The 24446-nt window shown below is 65.9% G+C and carries 21 protein-coding genes and 2 pseudogenes; 13 read left to right on the forward strand and 10 right to left on the reverse strand.

Annotated elements, in window-relative coordinates; translation table 11 throughout:
• Nucleotides 1–8: 8 nt before the first annotated feature.
• On the reverse strand, nt 9–635 hold the full coding sequence (locus SB764_RS17740) for a cysteine dioxygenase family protein (protein ID WP_110329344.1): 627 nt from the start codon (nt 633–635) through the stop codon (nt 9–11).
• Between the two features lie 129 nt (nt 636–764).
• Here SB764_RS17740 and SB764_RS17745 point away from each other — a divergent pair, with 129 nt between their 5' ends.
• Together SB764_RS17745 and SB764_RS17750 are read left to right on the forward strand one after the other, a co-directional pair.
• Nucleotides 765–1223 carry an Lrp/AsnC family transcriptional regulator gene (locus tag SB764_RS17745; protein WP_167371424.1) on the forward strand — a complete coding sequence of 153 codons (459 nt, stop codon included), beginning with the start codon at nt 765–767 and terminating at the stop codon, nt 1221–1223.
• Nucleotides 1224–1343: 120 nt separating this feature from the next.
• Nucleotides 1344–1538 (forward strand): hypothetical protein, encoded by a 195-nt coding sequence (locus SB764_RS17750; RefSeq protein WP_110329343.1) that lies wholly within the window; start codon nt 1344–1346, stop codon nt 1536–1538.
• Between the two features lie 22 nt (nt 1539–1560).
• On the opposite strand, the gene SB764_RS17755 is transcribed toward SB764_RS17750, so the two are convergent.
• Complete coding sequence (locus tag SB764_RS17755; protein ID WP_074986304.1) at nt 1561–4014, reverse strand: FUSC family protein; 2454 nt, start codon at nt 4012–4014, stop codon at nt 1561–1563.
• 181 nt (nt 4015–4195) lie between these two features.
• On the reverse strand, nt 4196–4849 hold the full coding sequence (locus SB764_RS17760) for a VC0807 family protein (protein ID WP_065061217.1): 654 nt from the start codon (nt 4847–4849) through the stop codon (nt 4196–4198).
• A gap of 200 nt (nt 4850–5049) precedes the next feature.
• Here SB764_RS17760 and arfB point away from each other — a divergent pair, with 200 nt between their 5' ends.
• Complete coding sequence (gene arfB, locus SB764_RS17765; RefSeq protein ID WP_410864202.1) at nt 5050–5454, forward strand: alternative ribosome rescue aminoacyl-tRNA hydrolase ArfB; 405 nt, start codon at nt 5050–5052, stop codon at nt 5452–5454.
• A gap of 110 nt (nt 5455–5564) precedes the next feature.
• Here arfB and SB764_RS17770 read toward each other — a convergent pair whose 3' ends face one another.
• The 3 genes from SB764_RS17770 to SB764_RS17780 form a co-directional block, all read right to left on the reverse strand.
• Nucleotides 5565–5825 carry a DNA-binding protein gene (locus SB764_RS17770; protein WP_065061250.1) on the reverse strand — a complete coding sequence of 87 codons (261 nt, stop codon included), beginning with the start codon at nt 5823–5825 and terminating at the stop codon, nt 5565–5567.
• A gap of 298 nt (nt 5826–6123) precedes the next feature.
• Nucleotides 6124–6360 carry a hypothetical protein gene (locus tag SB764_RS17775; RefSeq protein WP_065061219.1) on the reverse strand — a complete coding sequence of 79 codons (237 nt, stop codon included), beginning with the start codon at nt 6358–6360 and terminating at the stop codon, nt 6124–6126.
• A gap of 171 nt (nt 6361–6531) precedes the next feature.
• Nucleotides 6532–7230 (reverse strand): YdcF family protein, encoded by a 699-nt coding sequence (locus SB764_RS17780; RefSeq protein WP_074986303.1) that lies wholly within the window; start codon nt 7228–7230, stop codon nt 6532–6534.
• Between the two features lie 315 nt (nt 7231–7545).
• Here SB764_RS17780 and SB764_RS17785 point away from each other — a divergent pair, with 315 nt between their 5' ends.
• Nucleotides 7546–7863 carry a hypothetical protein gene (locus SB764_RS17785; RefSeq protein WP_065061221.1) on the forward strand — a complete coding sequence of 106 codons (318 nt, stop codon included), beginning with the start codon at nt 7546–7548 and terminating at the stop codon, nt 7861–7863.
• A gap of 298 nt (nt 7864–8161) precedes the next feature.
• On the opposite strand, the gene SB764_RS17790 is transcribed toward SB764_RS17785, so the two are convergent.
• Entirely contained in the window at nt 8162–8461 is a 300-nt protein-coding gene (locus SB764_RS17790) for a hypothetical protein (RefSeq protein ID WP_410864204.1), read from the reverse strand.
• Between the two features lie 354 nt (nt 8462–8815).
• Nucleotides 8816–9211: pseudogene (locus SB764_RS17795) on the reverse strand (transposase); the annotation flags it as partial.
• Nucleotides 9212–9650: 439 nt separating this feature from the next.
• On the opposite strand from SB764_RS17795, the gene SB764_RS17800 reads away from it, so the two are divergent.
• The 9 genes from SB764_RS17800 (at nt 9651) to truB (ending at nt 22564) form a co-directional block, all read left to right on the forward strand.
• Complete coding sequence (locus SB764_RS17800; RefSeq protein ID WP_065061223.1) at nt 9651–10574, forward strand: LysR family transcriptional regulator; 924 nt, start codon at nt 9651–9653, stop codon at nt 10572–10574.
• Between the two features lie 205 nt (nt 10575–10779).
• Entirely contained in the window at nt 10780–12063 is a 1284-nt protein-coding gene (locus tag SB764_RS17805; RefSeq protein ID WP_074986301.1) for a pyridoxal phosphate-dependent aminotransferase, read from the forward strand.
• 324 nt (nt 12064–12387) lie between these two features.
• Nucleotides 12388–13401, forward strand: coding sequence for an SMC-Scp complex subunit ScpB (gene scpB, locus SB764_RS17810; protein WP_074986300.1), 1014 nt, complete (start codon nt 12388–12390; stop codon nt 13399–13401).
• A gap of 97 nt (nt 13402–13498) precedes the next feature.
• Complete coding sequence (gene rluB / locus SB764_RS17815) at nt 13499–15367, forward strand: 23S rRNA pseudouridine(2605) synthase RluB (protein WP_074986299.1); 1869 nt, start codon at nt 13499–13501, stop codon at nt 15365–15367.
• Nucleotides 15368–16034: 667 nt separating this feature from the next.
• Entirely contained in the window at nt 16035–16493 is a 459-nt protein-coding gene (rimP, locus tag SB764_RS17820; RefSeq protein ID WP_065061251.1) for a ribosome maturation factor RimP, read from the forward strand.
• On the forward strand, nt 16490–17965 hold the full coding sequence (nusA, locus tag SB764_RS17825) for a transcription termination factor NusA (RefSeq protein ID WP_065061227.1): 1476 nt from the start codon (nt 16490–16492) through the stop codon (nt 17963–17965). The genes rimP and nusA overlap by 4 nt, the downstream gene beginning before the upstream one ends.
• Before the next feature lie 153 nt (nt 17966–18118).
• Entirely contained in the window at nt 18119–21073 is a 2955-nt protein-coding gene (gene infB, locus SB764_RS17830; RefSeq protein WP_065061228.1) for a translation initiation factor IF-2, read from the forward strand.
• 155 nt (nt 21074–21228) lie between these two features.
• Nucleotides 21229–21594, forward strand: coding sequence for a 30S ribosome-binding factor RbfA (gene rbfA, locus SB764_RS17835; RefSeq protein WP_065061229.1), 366 nt, complete (start codon nt 21229–21231; stop codon nt 21592–21594).
• A gap of 10 nt (nt 21595–21604) precedes the next feature.
• Complete coding sequence (truB, locus tag SB764_RS17840; protein ID WP_176081881.1) at nt 21605–22564, forward strand: tRNA pseudouridine(55) synthase TruB; 960 nt, start codon at nt 21605–21607, stop codon at nt 22562–22564.
• Between the two features lie 141 nt (nt 22565–22705).
• Here the strand turns inward: truB and SB764_RS17845 are convergent, their stop codons facing one another.
• Together SB764_RS17845 and SB764_RS17850 are read right to left on the reverse strand one after the other, a co-directional pair.
• Nucleotides 22706–24271, reverse strand: a complete 1566-nt coding sequence (locus SB764_RS17845) for a DHA2 family efflux MFS transporter permease subunit (RefSeq protein ID WP_321858122.1) — start codon at nt 24269–24271, stop codon at nt 22706–22708.
• A 37-nt stretch (nt 24272–24308) separates the two neighbouring features.
• A pseudogene (locus SB764_RS17850) lies at nt 24309–24446 on the reverse strand (EmrA/EmrK family multidrug efflux transporter periplasmic adaptor subunit); the annotation flags it as partial.

Consider the following 24446-nt stretch of genomic DNA (forward strand, 5'->3'; position numbering starts at 1 on the left):
ACGGCCAGTCAGACCGCGAGCGCGAACGACAACACGTCGTTGACGTGCGTCGCGATCCGCGCGGCCGCAACCCCGTACACATGCAGCGAAACCGTCTGCGCCGCGCTGTCGTTGGCGAGTCGATGCACGTTCTTGCGTCCGGGGCCGCCGAACGCAATTGCGCCAGTTGTCCGTTGCTGCGCGCGCCGGATTTCGGCGACGCCGCGCGACTCGTTCCAGTCGTAGAGCGTTTCGGTGAGCGTGCCGTCGAGCACGGCGTAGCCGCACCACGTGTGATGCGCATGCACCGGGCTCGCATGACCCGGCTGCCAGACCAGTGCGGCGACCGTATAACGGCCGCGCGGATCGGCGGCGATCAGGTGGCGGCGATAGGTGTCGATGTCGGTGCCTGCGGCGGGCAGGCGCTGCGCGGGTGCGACGAGCGCGGCGTCGGCCAGCGCCTGGGCGAGCGCGAAGCGCACGCCTTGCGCGAATGCCGCGCAGCGCGAGGGATTGCTGTGGCTCGCCTCGTCGGCATCAAGGGCATGGGCGCTGGCGTCGAACGCATCGTCCAGCGCGCGGCACAGGCGCGCGACGGCCGCGGCGTGGTCGGCATGGGCGGCGTCCAGCAGCGCGGGGTCGAAGGGAGCATTCATCGGCGGGCCTCGTGTCGCGTGGTTCTCGTCAACAGAGTTATACCGATTGGCGTCGAGAAAGAGTTTCCATTCTTTTTCCCCATTGCGGCGTAAGATAGAAGAAATTTCTATACGACGGGGTAGGTGGGAATGGATATCATCGACAAAAAGCTGGTGGAGCTGCTGCAACAGGATGCCACCATGCCGGTCGCCGAACTGGCGCAGCGCGTCAATCTCTCGCAGACGCCGTGCTGGAAACGCGTGCAGCGCCTCAAGGAAACCGGCGTGATCCGCGCGCAAGTGGCGCTGTGCGATCCGAAGAAGCTGGGCGTTGGCACGACGGTGTTCGTCGCCGTGCGCACCAACCAGCACACCGAGGCGTGGGCGCAGGACTTCACGCGCGCGGTGCAGGATTTTCCCGAGATCGTCGAGGTGTACCGGATGAGCGGCGAGACCGATTACCTGCTGCGCGTGGTGGTGTCCGATATCGACGATTTCGATCGTATCTACAAGCAGTTGATTCGCGCCGTGCCGCTGTTCGACGTGAGTTCGAGTTTCGCGATGGAGCAGATCAAGTATTCGACGGCGTTGCCGGTGCGCGGAACCTGAACGCGTTCGAGCATTGCGCGTGTCGTGCCGGTCCTCATCCGCGTCGCAAGCCGTCTGCAAGGCGCGGCGGCGTAGAATGCCCCTTCCTTCTTCCTTACCTCATCGGGCAGGGCACGCTACATGAACGAGCCGCGCAAGAAGAACCCCACGTTGGGTGTAGGTGTCCTGATCGTGGTGGTGGTGCTGTTCGTGATCGGCACCGTGCTGTTCAATGCGCTGCGCAGCAAGCGCGAATACGACGAGACCGTCGGCGCGCAGGCGAGCCATGCGGCCACCAGCGCGACCGCCACGCAGGCGGGCAGCGCCACGCAGTAACGCCACGCGCAGTAAAACCGTTTTACGCTTCCGGCAGATGGATCAGGCTCGCGTCGCGCCGGATCAGCCATGACGCCGCGAGCATTTGCTTGCCTTGATGCGCGAGCAGCTTCAGATCCTGCACGAGTTCGGCGGCCGGGCCGAGCGCGCGTTCCGCGTCGACCACCATGGTGTCGAGTTCGCGCGTCATGCGCTTTGAAATATCGAGCTGATCCTCGGGGACGGCCGTGCCCGTCTCCGCAGCCACGAGATTCTCGCGCACGCAGTCGAACGTGCGTTCCAGCGCGTCGAGTTTCACGTTTTCTGCCGCATCCGCTTCGAGATTCGCGGTGCTGCGCAACAGCGGGGCGGTGGCCGTGATCTGCGAGGCCAGTTCGTGGCTGCGCACCAGCAGGTCGTTGAGTTCGGGCACGAACTTCTGCGCCGACTTCGGTTCGAGCATCATGCGCTGAAACGCCTGGCCGAGATTCGCAAACGCCACGTGCACGTTCTTGCGCGCGAGCCGGTAACGGAAGTCGCGCGCGAGGGCGGGTACGGCGGCCGCGGCTGTCGACGTCTGGGTGCTTTGCGCGGCGGCCTTCGCGCCCACTGCGGCCACAGGCTGGCTGGCGGTGGACGCGTCGTCGGCGTCCAGCACGAGCGCTTCGGAGGCTTGCGCGTTGCCCGCGCCCGCCGCATTGCCGCCCGTCGCGACCGACGCCACGCGCGCCGACGCCTCCGTCAGCATGCCGCCCGCGAAGGCCGGCTGCGGCGCAGTCTTGCGCGCGCTGCGCCACCAGCTGGCTTCGAGATAGCCGCGCGTCGCCGCGATCATGTCGTGCACGAGCTTGCCCATCAGGCGATATTCCCAGTACGGGAACAGATGGCTCGCGCCGATTGCGATCATGCAGCCCACTACCGTGTCGATGGCGCGTTCGCCGATGATGCGCATGCTGCCCGGCGCGAGCAGATGGAACATCAGCAGCACATAAGCCGAGGTAAAGACCACGCTCGCCGTGTAGTTGAACAGCAGCAGGCTGTAGCTCATCACCATCGCCGCGAACATCGAAACGAGCAGCACGAGCGGCTGCTTCACGAGCAGGATCAGCGCGATGCTGGCCACGCAGCCGATCAGCGTGCCGACGATACGCTGCGCGTTGCGCTGGCGCGTGAGCGAGTAGCCGGGTTTCAGAATGATGATGCTCGTCATCACGATCCAGTACGCGTTCGTGAGCGGCAGCAGGCGGCCGAGCCAGAAGCCCACGGCCACGGCGATCGTCACGCGCAGCGCATGGCGAAAGCTCGGCGACGCCATCGTCAGGTTCGAGAAGATCTGCAGCCACGAGACGCGCCGGTTCGTCACGAAACGCGTGAGCGCCTCGTCGATCCGCACTTCGGTTTCGGTGGTCGGCACTTCGCTCGCGAGGCTGCGGCGCATGCGGTCGATCAGGCGCGTGGCGCTCCAGATGCGGCGGAACGAGGCCGAGATCGCCGCGTATGCTTCGGGATCTTTCGCGGGCAGATCGCGCTTCTTGAGCAGTTCGAGTTCGTATTCGATCGCGCGCAGTTCGGCCTTCACGTTGACGTTCGCGCGCGGCGCTTCGTTCTGCAGCACCGCGAGGCCGATGTCTTCGAGATCGGCGGCGGCCTTGCGGATCAAGTCGCGATAGAACACCAGCAGATCGGAGCCGCCGAAGGTGTTGCGCACGAGCGGGTAATCGGTGTGTGCGCCCACGAACAGCTCGTGCAGATCGACCGTGTTGATGAAGAGATTGAAGTGCATCGCCCGGCGCGCGTCGATCCGGCCGCTGCGCAGCTTGGGCAGGTTGCGCAGGACGATGTCGCGCGCCGCGTCCTGGCGCTCGACCGCCGCGATCTGCTTGGCGACGAGGTTGCGATAGCACTCGTCGAGATCGTTGTCGAGGTCGTAGAACTGCGCGCGCGCGAGCAGATAGTCGGCGCAGGCGAACACGCTTTCGGCGAGCGCCTGCTGCTCGATGCGATCGAGCATGAGCCTGCTGACGAGCGTGGACCAGCCCGTGTACCAGAGGCCGCCCAGCAGAATCCACAGCGCGTTGATGAGCGCCTGATGCGGCGTGAAATGCTCCTCGAGCGTCATCACCATCATGAACAGCGTGGCGAAGCTGATCTGCGGCCAGCGATTGCCGTAGACCACGATCAGCGAGAGCACGAAGGTGAGCGGCACGACCGTGGCCCAGAGCGCGATCGGGCTGAAGGTGGCGAGCCCCGTAGCGTACGCGGACAGAAAACCGATCACGCTGCACGCGAGCATCTCGTTGCGCTTGTACTTGAGCGGGCCGGGCATGTCGACCACGCAGGCGCCGAGCGCGCCGGTCGAAATCGTGAAGCCGAGGTCGCTCTTGTCGAGAACGAACAGGCACAGGATGGCCGGCAGCGAAATGCCGACCGCGATGCGCAGACCGCCGTAGAAGTACTGGCTATAGAGGAATTTCCTGATTTCTACGGAGTAGCGCATCGACTGCCGGTGGTATTCGAATGCGGCTGTGCGCCGCGGACTGTGGCGCTGAGTTTATCGGATTTCGGGCGCGATCTGCCCGTCTCTGTATGCGGGCTTTCCCGCGACGCAGACGCGCGCCTCGACGGGCGGGCGCGTCGAACGAGGCGTGGCCGACGAGCGGCGCAGACGCGGACGCAGACTAATCGACGCTCAGACTCGACGCATCGCCGAGCAGTCCATGCGTGCCGCGGATACGGCGCATGCGCGTGCGATACCAGAAGGTCCACGCGAGCAGCAGGCCGAACACCACGTAGCCGAGGATCGGCGAGACCACCAGGAAGCGCTCGATTGGCCAGGTCGCCGCGAGGTACGTGCGCAGCGCCGCGTCGGCGCACAGGCCCGCGCCCCACACGAGCGTGAGCAGACGCATTGCGGCACCGAAGCTGCGGTTTTCGCTCCACAGCAGTTCGAGCCGCGCGACGCCTTCGCGCGTTTCGCGCGCGACCGTGGCGCGCGTCAGATAGAACACCAGCGGGCGCCGTGCGAACAGCGAACCGAGGAAGGCCACGCCGATCGCGCCCGAGGCAAGACTTTCGCGCATCAGCAGCGCACGCGTGCCGCCGCCGAAGGCCATGGCCGCGAGCGAGAGGACGATGCCGAGCAGGATGACGGCCGAGAGTGCGTCGATACGCCGGAAGCGGACGAGTTCGACGGCGCTCCAGGCGAGCGGGGGAATGGCTGAGGCTATCAGGCCGCCGATTTCGCCCCAGTACGGTTGGGCGAGCCGGTAAGCGACCCAGGGCAGCAGCAGATTGACCGCCAGTTCGGCGACGAATGCTGGACGCAGCTTCATGAGGTGCGTGCTCCTTGGAGGGTTGCGGAAAGTATGCGGCAAATGTCCGGTGATCGGCAACGCGTGCCGCACCGACATCGGTTTGGCGGGCCGCATATCGTGTGCCTGACGCGGGCAGTGCAGGGCTCGGGGTTGCGCGGGATCGCATCGCGTGCGCCCGCGTATGCGAAACTGGCGGGCTGATCCTTGACCGACTTGCCATGTTTCCGCGTCCGCCTGTCCCGCTCCACGAAATCGAACTCACCGCCGTCCGGGCGCAGGGCGCGGGCGGCCAGAACGTGAACAAGGTGTCGAGCGCGATTCACCTGCGTTTCGACATCCGCGCCTCGTCGCTGCCCGACGTGCTCAAGATGCGCCTGCTCGCGATCTCGGATCGGCGCGTCACGCACGAGGGCGTGGTCGTCATCAAATCTCAGGAATTCCGCACCCAGGAGCAGAACCGCGCCGCCGCGCTCGAACGGCTCGAAGCGCTCATCGACAGTGTGAGCGTCACGCGCAAGGCACGGGTGGCGACGCGGCCCACGCGCGTCTCGAAGCAGCGTCGCCTCGACGGCAAGTCGCGTCGCGGCGACGTCAAGGAAGGGCGGCGGCGCGTGCAGGAGTGAGGCGCGCTCTTAGGCGTCAGCGCTCACAGGGCGAAAACGTAGAGCCTGAAAACGAAACGGGCGGCCGCAAAGGGCCGCCCGTCGAGCGTCTGGACCAGCCGGACCGGCGATCAGTGTGCCGTGCTGGGCACGTCGAGGATCAGGACGATGGTCCAGTCGGCGTCGCCTTCATGGTGATACTGACGTTCGGCAACGATAAACGGCTGCTGCTTGCCTTCCGGGCCGAGGAACAGCACGTCGCCTTCCATCGGCATGCATTCGATCGGGGGCAGCGCGAGGAACGCCTCGGTGCCTTTGCCGCGCGGCATCAGCTTTTCGATCTTGCGGGATGCCGCTTCGGTCCATTCGATGTCGAGCTGGATGTTGCTCATCGTTTTTTCTCCGCGCGTGGGGCGCACTAACAGTGGGTGAATTCGAGGTGCGCGACTTTAGCATAACCCGCGCGCGGGCCGGTTCGCAGGCCGATTGGCGTTCGTCCCATGAAAAAAGCCGAGACCGGATGACCGGCTTCGGCTCGATATGTCTGGCTGGCGGCCCGCGCACCGCGCATTCTGGTAATCGCCCGGCAGCGTGTCGCGCAGAGCACCCATGCGCAGCCGGGCGATCTGCCCGCGAGGGCTTCCGCCAATCCGGCGCCTGACTATGCGCTGGCGCGGGCCGCCTTGCGCATTACTGCGCCGGCTTCTTGTGATGCGGATGCGCACCCTTCTTGTGGTGCTTCATCGGCGCTTCGGACTCCGACTGGGCCGCGGCCTGCTGGCGCGACTGCAGATCTTGCGCGCGTTGCTCGACGTCCGAGGCCCGGGCGGGGTCCGTGCTCATCGTGATGCCGTTCTCCGTTTGTGCGTAGGCGGCGCCCGTCAGCGCGGACAGCGAAACCAGGACTGCGAGGGACACTTTTTTCATCACGACCTCCAAAGGAGTGGTTTATGGACCCAGCCGGAGCCTGCCGAGCAGGATTGGCATGTCATTCTAACGACGAAGTTGTCGCTTCAGATGACATCGCATAAAGCGTGCGCGCATCTGTTACACAATGTTGCACTTGCCGCCGCATGGCCTTCGCTACGCGGCCACGCGCTAGAACCAGCCGATCATCCGATAGACATAAAACTGCGCAATCCCAATCAATTCGTGCAGCGCGACTTCCGCGTCTTGAAGATTCGTCAGGCGCGGCTGGATGCCCGCGCGCACATGACGCACGCTGGAGACGGCCGGCGCAGGCTCCATCTCGAAGCGGTGGAAATCGAGCATCGCGCGCGGCATGTGATAAGCGGAGGTTACAAGGAAGAGCGTATCTGCGCGCTCGGCGTGCACGATCGGCGCGACGTTGCGGGCGTTCTCCCAGGTCGTCAGGCTGCGGTTTTCCAGCACGAGGTCGGCGGGCGGCACGCCGGCGCGCAGCAGCAGGGGCGCGTAGGTGTCGGCTTCGCTGGCGGCGTGATGTTGCGGATTGCCGCCGCTCACGATCACACGGCAGACGCGTCCGGCGACCCGGCAACGCGCGTCGAGCGAGGCGGCGAGCGCGATGCGCGCGTAGACGTCGTGCTTGGGCACGAGCGTGCCGTCGTCGCCGGTTTCGGTGCCGCCGCCGAGCATGACGATCGCGGTGCGCGCGCCGAATGCCTCAAGCGGCGTCGCGGCCGGATCGTAGGGAGTACGATAGGACGAGGGCTGCGCCAGGTCGACGAGCGGTAGCGCAAGCCAGCCGGTCGCGAGGAGTCCGAACAGGACAATCGCGACGCCTGCGACAAGTCGGCGTCCGTTGCGCCACAGCACGAATAGCGCAATGACCAGGAAAAATAATCCGATTAGTATCAATTTGAATGAGGTAACGTATTGTTTTCGGGATGAAGCGTGCATTGCGCGCGTGCGCCGCGACAGCGGCAGCCGCGTCAGGCACGCCGGAAGCGAGGGCCGGCGGGCTTCGGGCCGCAAGTACGGCTGAGGCTTTCCGCGGGGCCCCAAATAACCTGCAGTCCGTGCCACGGCGCAAGGCACGGCGGCGCGCGCGGCTCCACGCCTCGCAGCGCGCCTGTTTCGCGCCGCAGCAGGCGGGATTGCCGCAGGACTGCATTTTAAGAAAGAAGTGAGATGACCACGTATTCCAACGAAGCAGTACTCGAAGCGCTGCGGCGGGTGCAGTATCGGCAGGTCCCGTGGGCGCGCCGTCCTGAAGTCTTTCAATATCTGCGCAACCTCGGTCTCATGGATACCGTCAGGCAGCGCACCGTCGCGCCGGCGCCCGGGTTTCACGCTCCCGTCGATATCGCCGTGCTGACCGACCGCGGTCGCGCCGAATTCGCGCGCCTCGCCCGCGACGAGCGCACGCTCCACTGGACCGATCAGCGCATGGCCGATTACGTCGACGAAAGCGCGCCGCAATCGTCCGCGGCCGAAGTGCGTTCCTAGCCACGGGCGCACGCCTTCGGGCAACGCTGCCTGCCCGCTCGGGCGCGACTGCGGCACAGGCCAGTCGCCGTCATCCGCGTTCCCGTTTTTACCCAGCCAAAAAAAAGCCCGCATCGAAAGATACGGGCTTACCGGAATTACTGCTGCCACGCTGTGCTTAATGGCATGGAAGTAGACCGGTTTTGGGCACAAGAGGTTCCCTGTTTCGCGCGAGCTTTGCGCGCCGGGTGCGCGAAATGCTGTTGCGCGCTTCCGGTCGGGCTCGCATGCCGCTCAGCGACGCGCTCAGCGGTATGCGTCAGCGACGCGAATCGCCGCCCTGCGCCGGACGCGACGGACCGCTGCGGCGGGCGTTGTCGGCAATATCGCCGCGCAGGTCGCCGCGCGGAACAGGTTCGTTGACGCGATCGGGCACGCCGCCGGCTTCCGGCGGCCAGGCGCGTGCGCCGGTGCGCGAAATCCCCCAACTGGCTTCGCCGGGACGCGGTGGCTGGGCCGTGGCGGTCAACGAGAGCGTCGTCGATACCAGCGGCGCGAGCAGAGCAAGGGCGGACAGCGAAACCATGACGCCCCGATTGAGCAGAATCATGGATTTCATGGCAGCCTCCCGTCAGAACGGGCTGTTGACGTTTGTAGACATGCTCCTACGCTACCGTCAGAGGCGAAAGCGCGCTGTAAATATTGGTAAAGAGATGTTTCGCGCGCACCGATTTCGGGCGTGCAAGGCGCGTGAGGGTGCGTGAGAGCGCGTTGATCGTCGAAGCAGGCGAGGGACGAGCGCGATCCACCGCAGCGACCAGGTTCGATGCAGTCGCGACGTCGCGTTTCAGGAAGGGAGTCCGCGGCAGGCGCCGTTGCGGATGAATCGCCAGACGCGCGAGGCGTCCGGCGGCAGAAAGCGGGAGGTCGTGCCGGTCAGGTTCCGGCAGGCGGGCGGCTCAGCGTGCGCTCAAGCCATCTTGACGGGCGCGCGCCACGACTCCGGGTTGGTCCAGAACGCGCCGCGCAGACGATCGCGGCTCGGCGGTGCCGGCGGCTTCGTGGCGGTGGCGCCAATGCGTCCGCGCAGCGAAATTTCGCGACCGCTCGTGCCGAGGCGCTTCACGATCTCGGCGAGCGTGCCGTCGGCTTGCCACTCGTCGAAACGGCGGCGGCAGGTAGGCGGCGAGGGGTAGCGGCCCGGCAGCTTGGACCAGCCTTCACCGGTCGACAGCACCCACAGCACTGCGTTGACCACTGCACGCGCCTCGACGCGAGGCCGTCCGCGTCGTTCGCTACGTGCCGGTTCTGCACAGAACAATGCCTCGACCAGCGCCCACTCGTTGTCTCTCAAATCGTCGAACAGCATCATGTTTCACCTCAGCGAAGCTATCTCCGGTGCGCTGCCCCGCGCTGCGCACTCTTCATGTACTTCCGGCCGGTTGGCGGAGTACCAGGCGGAATCGGTTGTGGACGGGCTAATCTCGAAAAGCGACGGACCGTCCGCCGATCCTGTGTCTGCCTTAATGCGAGAAGCGTGCCAGCTCGCACGCTTTCGTCTCGAAGCCGCGTGGCATCAAGCCCGCGCGGGTGCTTGCCAGGGGCGTATGAGACTCGAAAACGCATCGTCGGGAAATCGGGAGAATCACCAATCTTGTGCAAACAGGCCCTCCAGGCGTGCGATCCAGGCCGATTGCTGCACTGCGTCGAATAATGGGCTGTGAGATTCACGCGACGGTAACGATCGGCGCGCCTCGCCAAAGCTGTCATAAAATTGCATGAATACGAACAATTAATGAGGCGGGTAGATGAATGTGACGTTGCGGCAGTTGCGGGTGTTTATCGAAGTCGCGCGCCTGCACAGCTTCAGCCGCGCGGGGGATGAAATCGGCCTGACGCAGTCGGCGGTGAGCCGCTGCGTGCGTGAGCTGGAAGCGGAGATGGGCGTGAAGCTCGTCGATCGCACGACGCGCGAGGTGCAGCTCACCGATGTCGGCGCGAATCTGATCGCGAGCATTCCGCGTCTGATCGGCGACCTCGACGACGCGCTGCGCGAGATCCGCGAAATTGGCGAGCAGCGGCGCGGCCGCGTGGTGGTGGCCGCGAGCCCGACGGTCGCGTGCCGCCTGATGCCCGAGGTGGTGGCGGCGTGCGGGCGGCGGTTTCCGTATGTGACGCTGGGCCTGCGCGACGACGTGCAGAGCGACGTGGTGCGCAAGGTGCGCTCGGGCGAGGTGGATTTCGGCGTGATCATCGGGCCGCTCGGCGCCCAGCCGGTCGCCGACGATCTGGAAACCGAGCTGCTGACGACCGACTCGTTCTGCGTCGTGGTGCGCGACGATCATGCGCTCGCACAGCGCGACGCGGTGAGCTGGCAGGCGCTCGACGGCGAGCGGCTCGTGATGCTCGATCATGCGTCCGGCAGCCGGCCGCTGATCGACGCGGTGATGCGCGAGCAGGGCGTGCACGCGCGCGTCGTGCAGGAACTCGGCCATCCGGCGACGGTGTTCGGCCTCGTCGAGGCCGGCGTGGGCGTGAGCGTGCTGCCGTGGCTCGCGCTGCCGGTGCCTTCGGGATCGTCGCTGGTGGCGCGCCCGCTCGTGCCGCGCGCCGAGCGCACCGTCGAACTCGTGCGGCGGCGCGAGCGTTCGCTGTCGCCGGCCGCCGAGGCGGTCTGGACGCTGATCCGCGAACTCGATGCCCGCCCGGAGGCGTCGCGCGGGGCGGGATAGCGGCGGGGATAGAGACGGGCATAGATTCGCGGACAACGGCGCAGATGGCGGCGGGGCGGGGCGTCGTTCAAAAAAATCGCGCGCTACACTGTCGAGCTTTACCCGCTGCCGCGTCCGGCCCGCATCCGGTTCGCATTCGGCCCGCATCCGGTTCTGGTCCGGCTGCTCGCACGTGGTCCGCTTTCAACCCGCCAAGGAAGGCTCGATGTCCGCTTCGTCCCCGTCGTCTGCTTCGGTTTCGTCCGCTTCGGTTTCGCCTGACTCCCCGCACAACGCACCCGCTGCACCCGCAGCGCCCGCCGGATCGAGCCTCGCGCGCGACGCCGTGCGCGCGCTACGCTCCTCGCAGATCCGCGAAGTGGCCAACGCGGGTTTCGGCGTCGCGGACGTGCTGCCGTTCTGGTTCGGCGAGTCGGACCGCACGACGCCGTCGTTCATCCGCGAGGCCGCCGCGCAGGCGCTCACGCGCGGCGACACCTTCTACACGCACAACCTCGGCATCGCGCCGCTGCGCGAAGCGCTGGCGCGCTACGTGAGCGCGCTGCACGGCCCGACGTCCGCCGACAACATCGCGGTGACGAGCGCCGGCGTGAACGCGCTGATGCTCGCGGCGCAACTGGTGGTGGGCGCGGGCGACCGCGTCGTGGCGGTCACGCCGCTGTGGCCGAATCTCGTCGAGATTCCGAAGATTCTGGGCGCCTCGGTCGAGACGGTCTCGCTCGGCTACGGCGAGCGCGGCTGGACGCTCGACCTCGACGCGCTGCTCGCGGCACTGACGCCCGGCACCAGGATGCTGATGATCAACTCGCCGAACAACCCGACCGGCTGGGTGATGACGCGCGACGAGCAGCAGGCCGTGCTGGCGCATTGCCGCCGCCACGGCATCTGGATCGTCGCCGATGAAGTCTACGAGCGGCTCTACTACGGCGAGGCGGGCGAACTCGCCGCGCCGTCGTTTCTCGATCTGGCCTCGCGCGACGAACGCCTGATCTGCGTGAATTCGTTCTCGAAGGCGTGGCTGATGACCGGCTGGCGGCTCGGCTGGATGGTCGCCCCGCGCACCTTGATGGACGATCTGGGCAAGCTGGTCGAGTACAACACCTCGTGCGCGCCGTCGTTCGTGCAGCAGGCGGGCATCGTCGCCGTCGAGCAGGGCGAGGCCTCGACGCGCGCGCTGGTCGCCGATCTGCGTGCGTCGCGCGACCATCTCGCGGCGGCGCTCGCGCGGCTGCCCGGCGTCGACGTGAAGGTGCCGCATGGCGCGATGTACCTGTTTTTCCGGCTCGCGGGCGCCGAGCGCAGTCTCGATCTGTGCAAGTCGCTGGTGCGCGAGGCGGGTCTCGGGCTCGCACCCGGCAGCGCGTTCGGGCCGCAAGGCGAAGGTTTCGTGCGCTGGTGCTACGCCTGCGATCCGGCGCGGCTCGACGCGGGCGTCGAACGGCTCGCGCGGTATCTGGAGCGCGGTGCCGATCAGCAGGGCGCACGCTGAAATTGCACGGTCATGCGTGTCGCATCGCTCGATACGCTATTGACGCAAACGGGTTAAAACGCGCCTGAAGCCGTCTTTACGCACCCGGCGTTTTTGCGTAAGATGGCGCTCAGTCACGCGATTCCCTGCGGGAATTTCGCTGCTCCGTCCGGCTGGGTCTGGCACTTTGCCTGCTTCTGCGTTGTTTGCGGCCCCCCGGTGCGTGCTCCCATCAATATGACCGATCAGAATCGGGCGAGCGCGTCTCCAGTTCCACATCGTCTCTGTCTGTCTGATCCGGTTCCTTGAACCTGGTTTACCTTACTTAGGGTCTGAGCTGGCTGCATGAATACCCAAGAGGCGAAAATCGTCCTCGAGACTGCATTGATCTGCACGCAGGAGCCGCTGAAAATCGGCGATCTGCGCAAACTGTTTGCCGACGATATTTCGGCCGACACGGTCCGTAACCTGCTCGAAGACCTGCGTCACGACTGGTCCGGGCGTGGCGTCGAACTGGTGGGCCTCGCGTCCGGCTGGCGCTTTCAGAGCAAGCCGGCCATGCGCACTTACCTCGACCGCCTGCATCCCGAAAAGCCGCCGCGTTATTCGCGCGCGGTGCTCGAGACGCTCGCGATCATCGCGTACCGGCAGCCGGTCACGCGCGGCGATATCGAAGAGATTCGCGGGGTGACCGTCAATACGCAGGTCGTCAAACAGCTCGAAGACCGTAACTGGATCGAAGTCATCGGTCATCGCGACGTACCCGGACGTCCCGCGCTTTATGCCACGACGCGTCAGTTTCTCGACGATCTCGGCCTGAAGTCGCTCGAAGAACTGCCGCCGCTCGACGATCCGTCGAATCAGCTCGGCGAGCAGTTGCTCGCGCAGCATGCGATCGAGTTTCCGGACAGCGAAGTGGCACAGCTGATCGCCGCGGGTGCGCCCGAAGGCGAGGCGGCGCAAGCCGCCGCGGCGGACGCAACGGGCATGGCCGATGCGTCCGTGCAGGAAAGTGCGCCGGATAGCGTGGAACACGCGCAAGCCGGCGTGGAAGCGGTCGAAGACGCGGTGGATGACATCGCGGTGGCGCATCAGGACGCGCCGGCCAGCGACCGCGCCGTGGCCGAAGCGCAAGCTGGCGCGCAGAGTATGGATAGCGCGGCGAATGCAGACGTAGACGAAGCCGGCGCCGAGGCAGACGTCATCGTCGATGCCTTGGACGAACACGCGGCGCACACGCCGTCCGTCCACGCGGATCGCGCCGACGCGCACATCACGGAGTCAGCCGGCCACCTTGCCGGCACGCCCGCAGAAGAAAACGAAGACCGCCGCGACGCGGCGCAGGACGACCCCGTCTGAGGACGGACAACGTAGCCGCCTCGCGCGGCGTCTGACGCAAGAACACTTTTGACGCGCCCCCGCAGCCGGGCGCGCAACCTGACATTTCGAGGTTGTTTTGACTGATATCCACGACACCGATTCGGCCGACGCGTCCGAATCCGCGCGTCGCGCGTCCTCCACGCGCGACGACGACTCGCGCTCGGCCGAAAGCGCCGCGCCGCACGCGGGCGAAGGTTCGGCCGACGGCGAGGACCGTCCGCGCCGTGGCCTGCGCCGCGGTCCGCGCAGCCTGATCGCCCGGCGCCGCGCTGGCGGCAAGGGCAAGGGCGCCGAAGGCGCAGCAGCGCCGGGCGAAGCCGAAACGGGCGCCGAGGCCGCGCCGGAAAGCGCCGCTCCCGCGCGCGCGCCGCGCAGCAAGGAAGCGGGCGCCAAGACCGGCGCGACGGGTGCGAAGAAGCCCGGCCGCCGCGCGAATCCGGCCAACGCCGCACAGGCCGGCGCGGATGCACCGGCGGGCAAGCCGGCTGGCAAGAGCACAGGCGGCGCGGGCGGCAAGACGGCCGGCGCCAAGGGCGGCCGTGGCCGCAAGGCTGGCGGCGACGCGCCGGCGGCCGCTGCGGGCGAAGGCAATCAGGACGATCTGTTCCTGTACGTGACGTCGCCGGCATTCGACGCCGACAACGGTGCGGGCTCGGGCGTGAACGCGCCGATGCTGCGCCGTGGCCGCGCCCAGCAGCCCAAGCGCGTGCTGAGCCCGGACGACGACGCGCCGAAGCTGCACAAGGTGCTGGCCGACGCGGGCATGGGCTCGCGCCGCGACATGGAAGAGCTGATCATCGCCGGGCGCGTCTCGGTGAACGGCGAACCGGCGCACATCGGCCAACGCATTCTGCCGACCGACCAGGTCCGCATCAACGGCAAGCCGATCAAGCGCAAGCTGCAGAACAAGCCGCCGCGTGTGCTGATCTATCACAAGCCGACCGGCGAGATCGTCAGCCATGCGGATCCCGAAGGCCGTGCCTCGGTGTTCGACCGCCTGCCGCCGATGAAGACGGCGAAGTGGCTGGCCGTCGGCCGTCTCGACTTCAACACCGAAGGTCTCCTGATGCTCACGACCTCGGGCGATCTGGCCAACCGTTTCATGCATCCGCGCTACAGCGTGGAGCGTGAATACGCGGTGCGCGTGGTCGGCGAGCTGAGCGAAGGGATGCGTCAGAAGCTGCTCAAGGGCGTCGAGCTCGAAGACGGCCCGGCGAGCTTCCTGCGCATCCGCGACGGCGGCGGCGAAGGCACGAATCACTGGTATCACGTCGCGCTGGCCGAAGGCCGCAACCGCGAGGTGCGCCGTATGTTCGAGGCGGCGGGCCTGATGGTGAGCCGCCTGATCCGTACGCGTCACGGTCCGATCGCGCTGCCGAAGGGCCTCAAGCGCGGCCGCTGGGAAGAGCTCGAGGACAACCAGGTGCGTGCGCTGATGGCGTCGGTTGGCCTGAAGGCGCCGAGCGACGAGAAGGGTGGCCGGGGCGGCAAGGAACAGGAGCGCCGTCAGCCGGATCCGATGCAGACCTCGATGGGCTTCATCAACCGCGAGCCGGTGCTGAGCTCGCATGGTGCGATGGCACAGTCGCGTCAGGGTCAGGGCCAGGGCCGTCCGGGTCAAGGCCGCCGCGGTGCGGCGGCGGGTGGCTTTGGCGGCGGCTCGGGTAACTTCGGCGGCATGGGCGGCAATCGTCCGGGCCGGGGTAATGGGGGTAATGGTGGTAATGCCGGCAATGGCGGCGGTAACGGCAACCGCGGCGGCCGTGGCGACGTCGACGGCAATCGCGCACCGGGAGCGGGCAAGCGTGCGGGCGGCAACGCCGGTGCGGGCGGCAATCGCCGTGGCCCGGGCGGCAACGCGAACGCCAACGGCGGCGGCAACCGCGCACCGGGCAACCGGGGCGGCCAGCGCGGCACGCCGCGCAACCGCACGCGCGGGCACTGAGCGTACGGCGTGGGTCGGTGGCGCGGGGGCTCTGTCCTCGCGCCGTGCCCCGCCGTTCGTCGATACGGCGACGACCGTCGCGCGAATGCGACATGCGTGTGACATAGCCGGTATCGCACGCGTCGACGGCGCCCGAAGCGCAAAGTGCGGAAATCGCCATAAAACGCCTTGAAAACGCCTCAGGGCGGCCGATATTCCGTGCATAACGCATGGCCGTTCGCCTTGCGCGGTTTGCGTTAGAGCCGGAAAAAGGCTACAATCTCGGAGTCGCTGGGCGTGCGGCTTTTATTTGCGTCCCAGGTGCGACCACCTGGCTAAGTGAGAAGATGGGCGTTTCGCCCATTTTTTTTTGGCTCGGCCGAATGTGATCGGTATGTGATCGAAGCGGTTTCGTAACGGTTTCGGGTTTCGAGGCAGTGCGCGATGTGCGGTGAAAAAGTAGTCGAATACACCCATCGCGCAGGCGTCGAATCCGACGTCGAAGCCCCCGGGCAGCAGAACCGGGCATCGCATCGCCGGACATCACGTCGGGGTGGGTTCGCCATCTGGGTCACGCGCAAGTAGGTGCAAGAGCGCGCGCTCATCTGGCGCGCGGCCCGCGAATCCCGTTTGACTCTCAGGAACAGGAAGTTGCCGGCTCGCTGCGCGAATATCTGGAGTGGGCATTGTGCAACTGACGGAACTGATTGAAACCACGGTCACCGGGCTCGGTTACGAGCTGGTCGACCTCGAGCGCACCGGGCGCGGCATGCTGGCCATCTACATCGATCAGCCTGCGGGTATCGCGATCGAGGATTGCGAGAAGGTCACGCGTCAGCTGCAGCACGTTCTGTTTGTCGAGAACATCGACTACGAACGTCTCGAGGTCTCGTCGCCCGGCCTCGACCGGCCGCTGAAAAAGCTGGCGGACTTCGAACGCTTCGCGGGCTGCGAAGCGGTTATCACGTTGAAAAAGCCATTGGACGGACGGAAATCGTACCGCGGCATCGTGCATGCCCCGGAAGGCGAAACCATCGGTCTGGAATTCGAAGGGAAGGCGGGTCCTGCGATGCTCGATTTCACGCTCGCGGACATCGACAAAGCCCGCCTGATCCCCAAAGTTGACTTTAGGAGCCGCAAACAATGAGTCGCGAAGTGTTGATGCTGGTGGATGCGCTGGCACGCGAGAAGAATGTCGACAAGGACGTGGTGTTCGCCGCCCTTGAAGCGGCGCTTGCGTCGGCCTCCAAGAAACTCTTCGACGAGGATGCGGACATCCGCGTGCACATCGACCGCGAAAGCGGCGAACACGAGACGTTCCGCCGCTGGCGCATCGTGCCGGACGAGGCGGGTCTGCAGGAGCCGGATCAGGAAATCCTGCTGTTCGAAGCACGCGAGCAAGATCCCGAAGCGCAGATCGACGGTTTCGTCGAACAGCCGGTTCCGTCGGTGGAATTCGGCCGTATCGGCGCGCAGGCCGCCAAGCAGGTCATCCTGCAAAAGGTGCGCGACGCTGAGCGCGAGCAGATCCTCAACGACTTCCTCGAGCGCGGCGAAAGCATCATGACCGGCACGGTCAAGCGCATGGACAAGGGCAATTTCATCGTCGAATCGGGCCGTGTCGAAGCGCTGCTGCGCCGCGACCAGCTGATTCCGAAGGAAAACCTGCGCGTGGGCGACCGCGTGCGCGCCTGGATCGGTAAGGTCGACCGCACCGCGCGCGGCCCGCAGATCGAACTCTCGCGCACGGCGCCCGAGTTCCTGATGAAGCTGTTCGAAATGGAAGTGCCGGAAATCGAGCAAGGCCTTCTGGAGATCAAGGCGGCGGCGCGTGATCCGGGCGTGCGCGCCAAGATCGGCGTGGTGGCCTACGACAAGCGTATCGACCCCATCGGCACCTGCGTCGGCATTCGCGGCTCGCGCGTGCAGGCCGTGCGCAATGAGCTCGGTGGCGAAAACGTCGACATCGTGCTATGGTCGGAGGATCCCGCCCAGTTCGTTATCGGCGCGCTCGCGCCGGCGGCCGTGCAGTCGATCGTCGTCGACGAAGAAAAGCACTCGATGGACGTCGTGGTCGACGAAAGCGAGCTTGCGGTCGCCATTGGCCGCAGCGGCCAGAACGTGCGTCTTGCCAGCGAACTGACCGGCTGGCAGATCAACATCATGACGCCGGACGAATCCGCGCAGAAGCAGAATCAGGAGCGCACGGTGCTGCGCGACCTGTTCATGGCGCGTCTCGACGTGGACGAAGAAGTCGCCGACATCCTGATCGACGAAGGCTTCACGAGCCTCGAAGAGATCGCCTACGTGCCGCTCAACGAAATGCTGGAAATCGAGGCGTTCGACGAGGACACCGTGCACGAGTTGCGCAACCGCGCTCGCGACGCGCTGCTCACGCAGGCTATCGCGAACGAGGAGAAAGTCGAAAGCGCCGCGCTGGACCTCAAGAGTCTGGACGGCATCGACCCCGAACTGCTTGCCAAGCTGGCGCAGCACGAGGTTCACACCCGCGACGAGCTCGCCGAGCTGGCCGTGGACGAGCTGGTCGAAATGACGGGAATGGAAGAGGACGCCGCCAAGGCGTTGATCATGAAGGCACGTGAGCACTGGTTCCAGTAAGCCTGGCAACAGGTTTGGAACCGGGGCGCGACGAGCAGGAAGCGACCATGACCCATTGAACTGATCGCGGCGGGGCCTCGCCAGGCGAGGCACCCACGGCCGCATGAACCGATGTCAACCGCAAGGAATCGGTCCTTGCATTAAGAGGAATGAATGGCGAGTAACAACGTAGCCCAATTTGCCGCGGAACTGAAAATGCCTGCAGGCGTGCTGCTGGAGCAGCTGCAGGCAGCGGGCGTCCAGAAAGCGAGCGAGAGCGATGCCTTGTCGGAAACTGACAAGGCGCGTCTGCTCGACCACTTGCGCAAGTCGCACGGTTCGACCGACGCGGACAAGCGCAAGATCACGCTGACGAAACGGCATACGTCGGAGATCAAGCAGTCCGATTCGACGGGTAAGGCACGCACCATTCAGGTCGAGGTGCGCAAGAAGCGCACGTTCGTCCGCCGCGACGAGTCCGCCGAACAGGCGGAGGCATCGAATCATGCCGCCGACGCAGCAGTCGCCGCCGAAGAGGCGGAGCTGCAGCGCCGCGAAGAAGAAGCACGCCGCGAGGCCGAGCTGCTCGAGCGTCAGGCTCAGGAGCTCAAGGAGCGCCAGGAGCTGCTCGCGCGTGAAGAGTCGGAGCGCCGTGCGCGCGAAGAGGCCGCCGAGGCCGAACGCCGCCGCGCCGAGGAAGAAGCAGAAAAGAAAAAGGCAGTGGCCGAAGCCGCCGCGCGTGAGCTCGCCGCTCAAGCCGTGGCTGCACAGCGCAATGCCGAAGCGGAATCGAAGGAAGTGAAACAGCAGCAGGACCAGCAAGACGAACAGCGCGCCGCCGCCGAGCGCGCCGCGCAACGCGAAGCGGCTCAGAAGGCCGAGGCCGCCGCACGCGAAGCCGCCGACAAGGCGCAGAAGGAACAGGACGAGATCGCGCGTCGTCGCGCGGCCGCCGAAGCCGAAGCGCGCGCGATCCGCGAAATGATGAACACGCCGCGCAAGGCGCAGGTCAAGGCGGTCGAACCGCCGAAGCCGGTCGAGCCGCCGAAGCCTGCCGAAGCCAAGGGCACGCTGCACAAGCCGGCGCGTCCGGAAGGTGCGGCTGCACGTCCGGCAGCAGGCGCGGGTGCGAAAAAGCCCGCCACCGCGGCTGCGCCCTCGACGAGCGCGCCGGGTGCCGGCGCGGGCGACCGCAACAAGAAGCCGGGCGCAGGCAAGGGCGGCTGGCAGGACGACGCATCGAAGCGTCGCGGTATCAAGACGCGCGGCGACTCGTCGGGCGGCGTGGACCGCGGCTGGCGCGGCGGCCCGAAGGGCCGTGGCCGTCATCAGGACAGCGCATCGTCGTTCCAGGCGCCGACCGAACCGATCGTCCGTGAAGTGCACGTGCCGGAGACCATCACGGTCGCCGACCTCGCGCACAAGATGTCGGTGAAGGCATCGGAAGTCATCAAGGTGATGATGAAGATGGGCCAGATGGTCACCATCAACCAGATGCTCGACCAGGAAACGGCGATGATCATCGTCGAGGAACTCGGCCACCATGCGGTTGCCGCGAAGCTCGACGATCCGGAAGCGCTGCTGGTCGAAGGCACGACCACCACGACTGACGCCGAGCAACTGCCGCGTCCGCCGGTCGTCACCGTCATGGGTCACGTCGACCACGGCAAGACCTCGCTGCTCGACTACATCCGCCGCGCCAAGGTTGCAGCGGGCGAAGCGGGCGGCATCACGCAGCACATCGGCGCGTATCACGTCGAAACGCCGCGTGGCGTCATCACGTTCCTCGACACGCCGGGTCACGAGGCCTTCACGGCCATGCGTGCCCGCGGTGCGAAGGCAACCGACATCGTCATTCTGGTGGTCGCAGCCGACGACGGCGTGATGCCGCAGACGAAGGAAGCCATCTCGCACGCGAAGGCGGGCGGCGTGCCGCTCGTCGTGGCGATCAACAAGATCGACAAGCCGGATGCGAATCTGGAACGCGTGAAGCAGGAACTCGTCGCGGAAGGCGTCGTGCCGGAAGAGTACGGTGGCGATTCGCCGTTCGTGCCGGTGTCGGCGAAGACCGGCGCGGGTATCGACGACCTGCTCGAAAACGTGCTGCTGCAAGCCGAAGTGCTGGAACTGAAGGCACCGGTCGAAGCGCCGGCCAAGGGCATCGTGATCGAAGCGAAGCTCGACAAGGGTAAGGGTCCGGTCGCGACCATCCTGGTTCAGTCGGGTACGCTCAATCGCGGCGACGTCGTGCTGGCAGGCAGCGCCTACGGCCGCGTGCGCGCCATGCTCGACGAAACCGGCAAGCCGGCGAAGGAAGCCGGCCCGTCGATCCCGGTCGAAATCCAGGGTCTGTCGGAAGTGCCGGGCGCGGGCGAAGAAGTCATCGTGCTGCCGGACGAGCGCAAGGCGCGTGAAATCGCCCTGTTCCGTCAAGGCAAGTTCCGCGACGTGAAGCTGGCCAAGCAGCAAGCCGCGAAGCTCGAAAACATGCTCGAGCAGATGGCGGAAGGCGAAGTGCAAAACCTGCCGCTCATCGTCAAGGCCGACGTGCAGGGTTCGCAGGAAGCACTGGTGCAATCGCTGCTCAAGCTGTCGACCGGCGAAGTGCGCGTGCAGATCGTGCACAGCGCGGTCGGTGCGATCAGCGAGTCGGACGTCAACCTGGCAACGGCTTCGAAGGCGGTCATCATCGGCTTCAACACGCGTGCGGATGCACAGGCGCGCAAGGTTGCCGAAGCGAACGGCATCGACATCCGCTACTACAACATCATCTATGACGCAGTGGATGAGGTGAAGGCGGCGATGTCGGGCATGCTCGCGCCGGAGAAGCGCGAAGTCGTGACGGGTATGGCGGAAGTGCGCCAGGTGATCCGCGTACCGAAGGTTGGCCTCGTCGCCGGCTGTATGGTCACGGACGGTTTCGTCAAGCGTTCGTCGTCGGTGCGCGTGATCCGCAACAACGTGGTCATCTATACCGGCGAACTCGACTCGCTCAAGCGCTTCAAGGACGACGTCAAGGAAGTCAAGCAAGGCTTCGAGTGCGGTATGTCGATCAAGAACTTCAACGACATCGTCGAAGGCGATCAGCTCGAAGTGTTCGAGATCACCGAAGTCGCGCGTACGCTGTAAGTCTCCAGCGCATACGCAAGACGGGCGGGGCGGGCGCTGGCCAGCCCCGCCCGTTTGTCTTTTTGCACGTGTTTTTTGTGCGGCCGCTTGACCTCCGCGAAATCAGCGATAAAGCGCGCCGCCTGAATGCCTCGCACCAATGAGGTGGAACCATCATGCCGAAAAAACGTTCTTCTCCGAATCGCAACGTACAGATCGCCGATCAGATCCAGCGCGATCTCTCCGAGCTGATGCGCGAAGTGAAGGATCCGCGCGTGGGTCTCGTGACGATCCAGAGCGTGGAACTGACGCCCGATTACGCGCACGCCAAGGTCTATTTCACGACGCTCACGGGCGATCCCAAGACTACCCAGGAAGCGCTCAATCACGCCGCGGGCCATCTGCACAATCAACTGTTCAAGCGCCTGCACATCCACACGGTGCCGACGCTGCATTTCCATTACGACCAGTCGGTCGAGAAGGGCGTGGAGATGTCGCGCCTGATCGACGAGGCGAACGCCACGCGCGCCAAGGACGACTGACGTCTCCAGCATGACAGCATCATCGAAGAAGAATCCGGGCGAGGCTCGCCCTAAAGTGCCGCGCCGTCTGCTCGACGGCGTGCTGCTGCTCGACAAGCCGCTCGGCCTGTCGAGCAACGACGCGCTGATTCGCGCGAAGCGTCTGTATCGCGTGAAGAAGGCGGGCCACACCGGCACCCTCGATCCGCTCGCGACGGGCCTCTTGCCGCTGTGTTTCGGCGAGGCGACCAAGTTCTCGCAGGATCTGCTCGAAGCCGACAAGACCTACGAGGCGACGCTGCGTCTGGGCATCCGCACGACCACGGGCGACGCCGAAGGCGAAGCGGCGGAAACGCGTGAGGTGAACTGCGACGAAGCCGCCGTGCGCGCGGCGATGACGAAGTTCGTTGGCGATATCGTTCAGGTGCCGCCGATGTATTCGGCGCTCAAGCGCGACGGCAAGCCGCTCTACGAATACGCGCGCGCGGGCCAGACGGTCGAGCGCGAAGGGCGCGAGGTGACAATACTCGCGCTGGACATGCTCGCGTGCAGCCTGCCGGACGTCACGTTCCGCGTGACGTGCAGCAAGGGCACCTATGTGCGCACGCTCGCCGAGGATATCGGCGAGGCGCTTGGCTGCGGCGCGCATCTGGTGATGCTGCGCCGTACCGGCGTCGGCGCGCTGACGCTGGACCATGCGGTGACGCTCGACGCGCTCACGGCTGCCGACGAACCGCAGCGCGATACCTGGCTGCAACCCGTCGATGCGCTGCTCTCGACGTTTCCGGCGCTCACGCTGAACGCCGACGCGGCGCGCCGTTTCACGCACGGCCAGCGTCTGCCGCTCAACGAGCTGGTGCTCGATCGCGCGGCGTGCGAGGCGGCCGATCGCGTGCGCGTCTACGACGAAGCGGGGCGTCTGCTCGGCGTGGCGAAGGCGGGTAACGGCGTGCTCGCGCCGGAGCGTCTGGTGGTGAGCGGCGCGGCTTGATTCGCGCGGCGCAAGTCACAGCACAGGTCATAGCGCACATCGCACAATAAAAAACGGCACGCCGGTTCACACCGTGCGTGCCGTTTTTGCATTCACGACCCGATCAAGCGACCGGGCCGTGAGCGAGATCGAATGCGAACCTCAGTGCGCCGCCGAAGCCGCCGCGCCTGCATCGCCACCGCCCGAGCGTTCGGGGCGCGTAATCCAGATCAGCGCGATCAGCACGATAAAGATCACCGACGAAATCCAGAACAGATCGTTCACGCCGAGCTGCGCGGCCTGCTGCGTCGCCATGCGGTCGAAGAGGCCGTGCGCCTGCGACGGATCGAGGCCGGCCACGTTCTGCATCTGCTGCATCGACTGATTGAAGACCGGGCTCGTGGGCGTGGCCTGCTCGGTGAGACGCGCATGATGGAAGATCGTGCGATGGTCCCACGCGGTTTCGAAGATCGAAGTGCCGATGCCGCCGCACATGATCCGCACGAAATTCGACAGACCCGACGCCGCCGGAATGCGGTTGCCCGGCAAACCGGACAGCGTGATCGAGACGAGCGGAATGAAAAGCCCCGCCATGCCGATACCCTGAATCAACGTCGGAACCGTCAGCGCCCAGGTGTCCACGCCGGTGGTGTACTGCGAACGCATCCAGAAGCACAGCGCGAACACCACGAACGCGGCGGTCGCGATATAGCGCGGATCGGTGCGCGGCAGGATGCGGCCCGTGATCGGCGACAGCAGAATCGCGAAAAAGCCCACGGGCGCCATCACGAGACCGGCGTCGGTCGCGGTGTAGCCGAGATCGGTTTGCAGCCACAGCGGCAGCAGCACGAGATTGCCGAAGTAGAGCCCGTAGCCCACCGACAGCGCGATCGTCCCGCCCGTGAAGTTGCGCCGCGCGAACAGCGACAGGTCGACCACCGGATGCTCGGCGGTCAGTTCCCAGATCACGAAGAACGCGAACGCGATCACGGCCGTGAGCGCGAGCACGACGATCGTGGTCGACGAGAACCAGTCGAGATCCTTGCCTTTGTCGAGCATGATCTGCAGCGACCCGACCCAGACGATCAGCAGGCCGAGGCCGACACCGTCGATCGGCGCTTTGCGGATGGCCGAGTCGCGGTTGCGGAAGATCGCCCACGTGGCGATGGCCGCCGCGATGCCGACCGGGATGTTCACATAGAAGATCCACGGCCACGAGATGTTGTCGGAGATCCAGCCGCCGAGAATCGGGCCGGCCACCGGCGCGATCAGCGTGGTCATCGACCACATCGAAAGCGCGATGGGCGCTTTCGCGCGTGGGTAGCTCGCGAGCAGCAGCGTTTGAGAAAGCGGGATCATCGGACCGGCCACGGCACCCTGCAGCACGCGCGCGGCGAGCAGGAAGGGCAGCGTGGGCGCGAGGCCGCACAGCCACGACGAGATCACGAACAGAATGATCGACGCCATGAACAGGCGCACCTGGCCGATGCGCTCGGTGAGCCAGCCCGTGAGCGGCACCGAGATCGCATTCGCAACCGCGAACGACGTGATGACCCACGTGCCCTGATCGGAGGCGACCCCGAGGTCGCCCGATATCGACGGAATCGAGACGTTCGCGATCGACGTGTCCAGCACGTTCATGAACACCGCGAGCGACACCGCAATGGTGCCGATCACGAGTTGCGCGCCCTGTAGCGGCGGATGGACGACGGGTTGTTGTGCTGCCATTGAATGCTTTGTTGTTCGCTTCGTATCGGCGCTGCGCTTACATCATTTTCGCGGGCGTTTTCGCCGACGAAACCTGCGCTGCCTTGTTGGCGTTCGGACCCGCGTTCTGCGAAATAATCCGCGCAATCTCCGCATCGGCTTCATCGCCATACTTCTCGAACACGTTCGTCTCGTA

Origin of the sequence: Paraburkholderia sp. SIMBA_027 (assembly GCF_046535315.1) — a bacterium.
Lineage (GTDB): Bacteria > Pseudomonadota > Gammaproteobacteria > Burkholderiales > Burkholderiaceae > Paraburkholderia > Paraburkholderia tropica.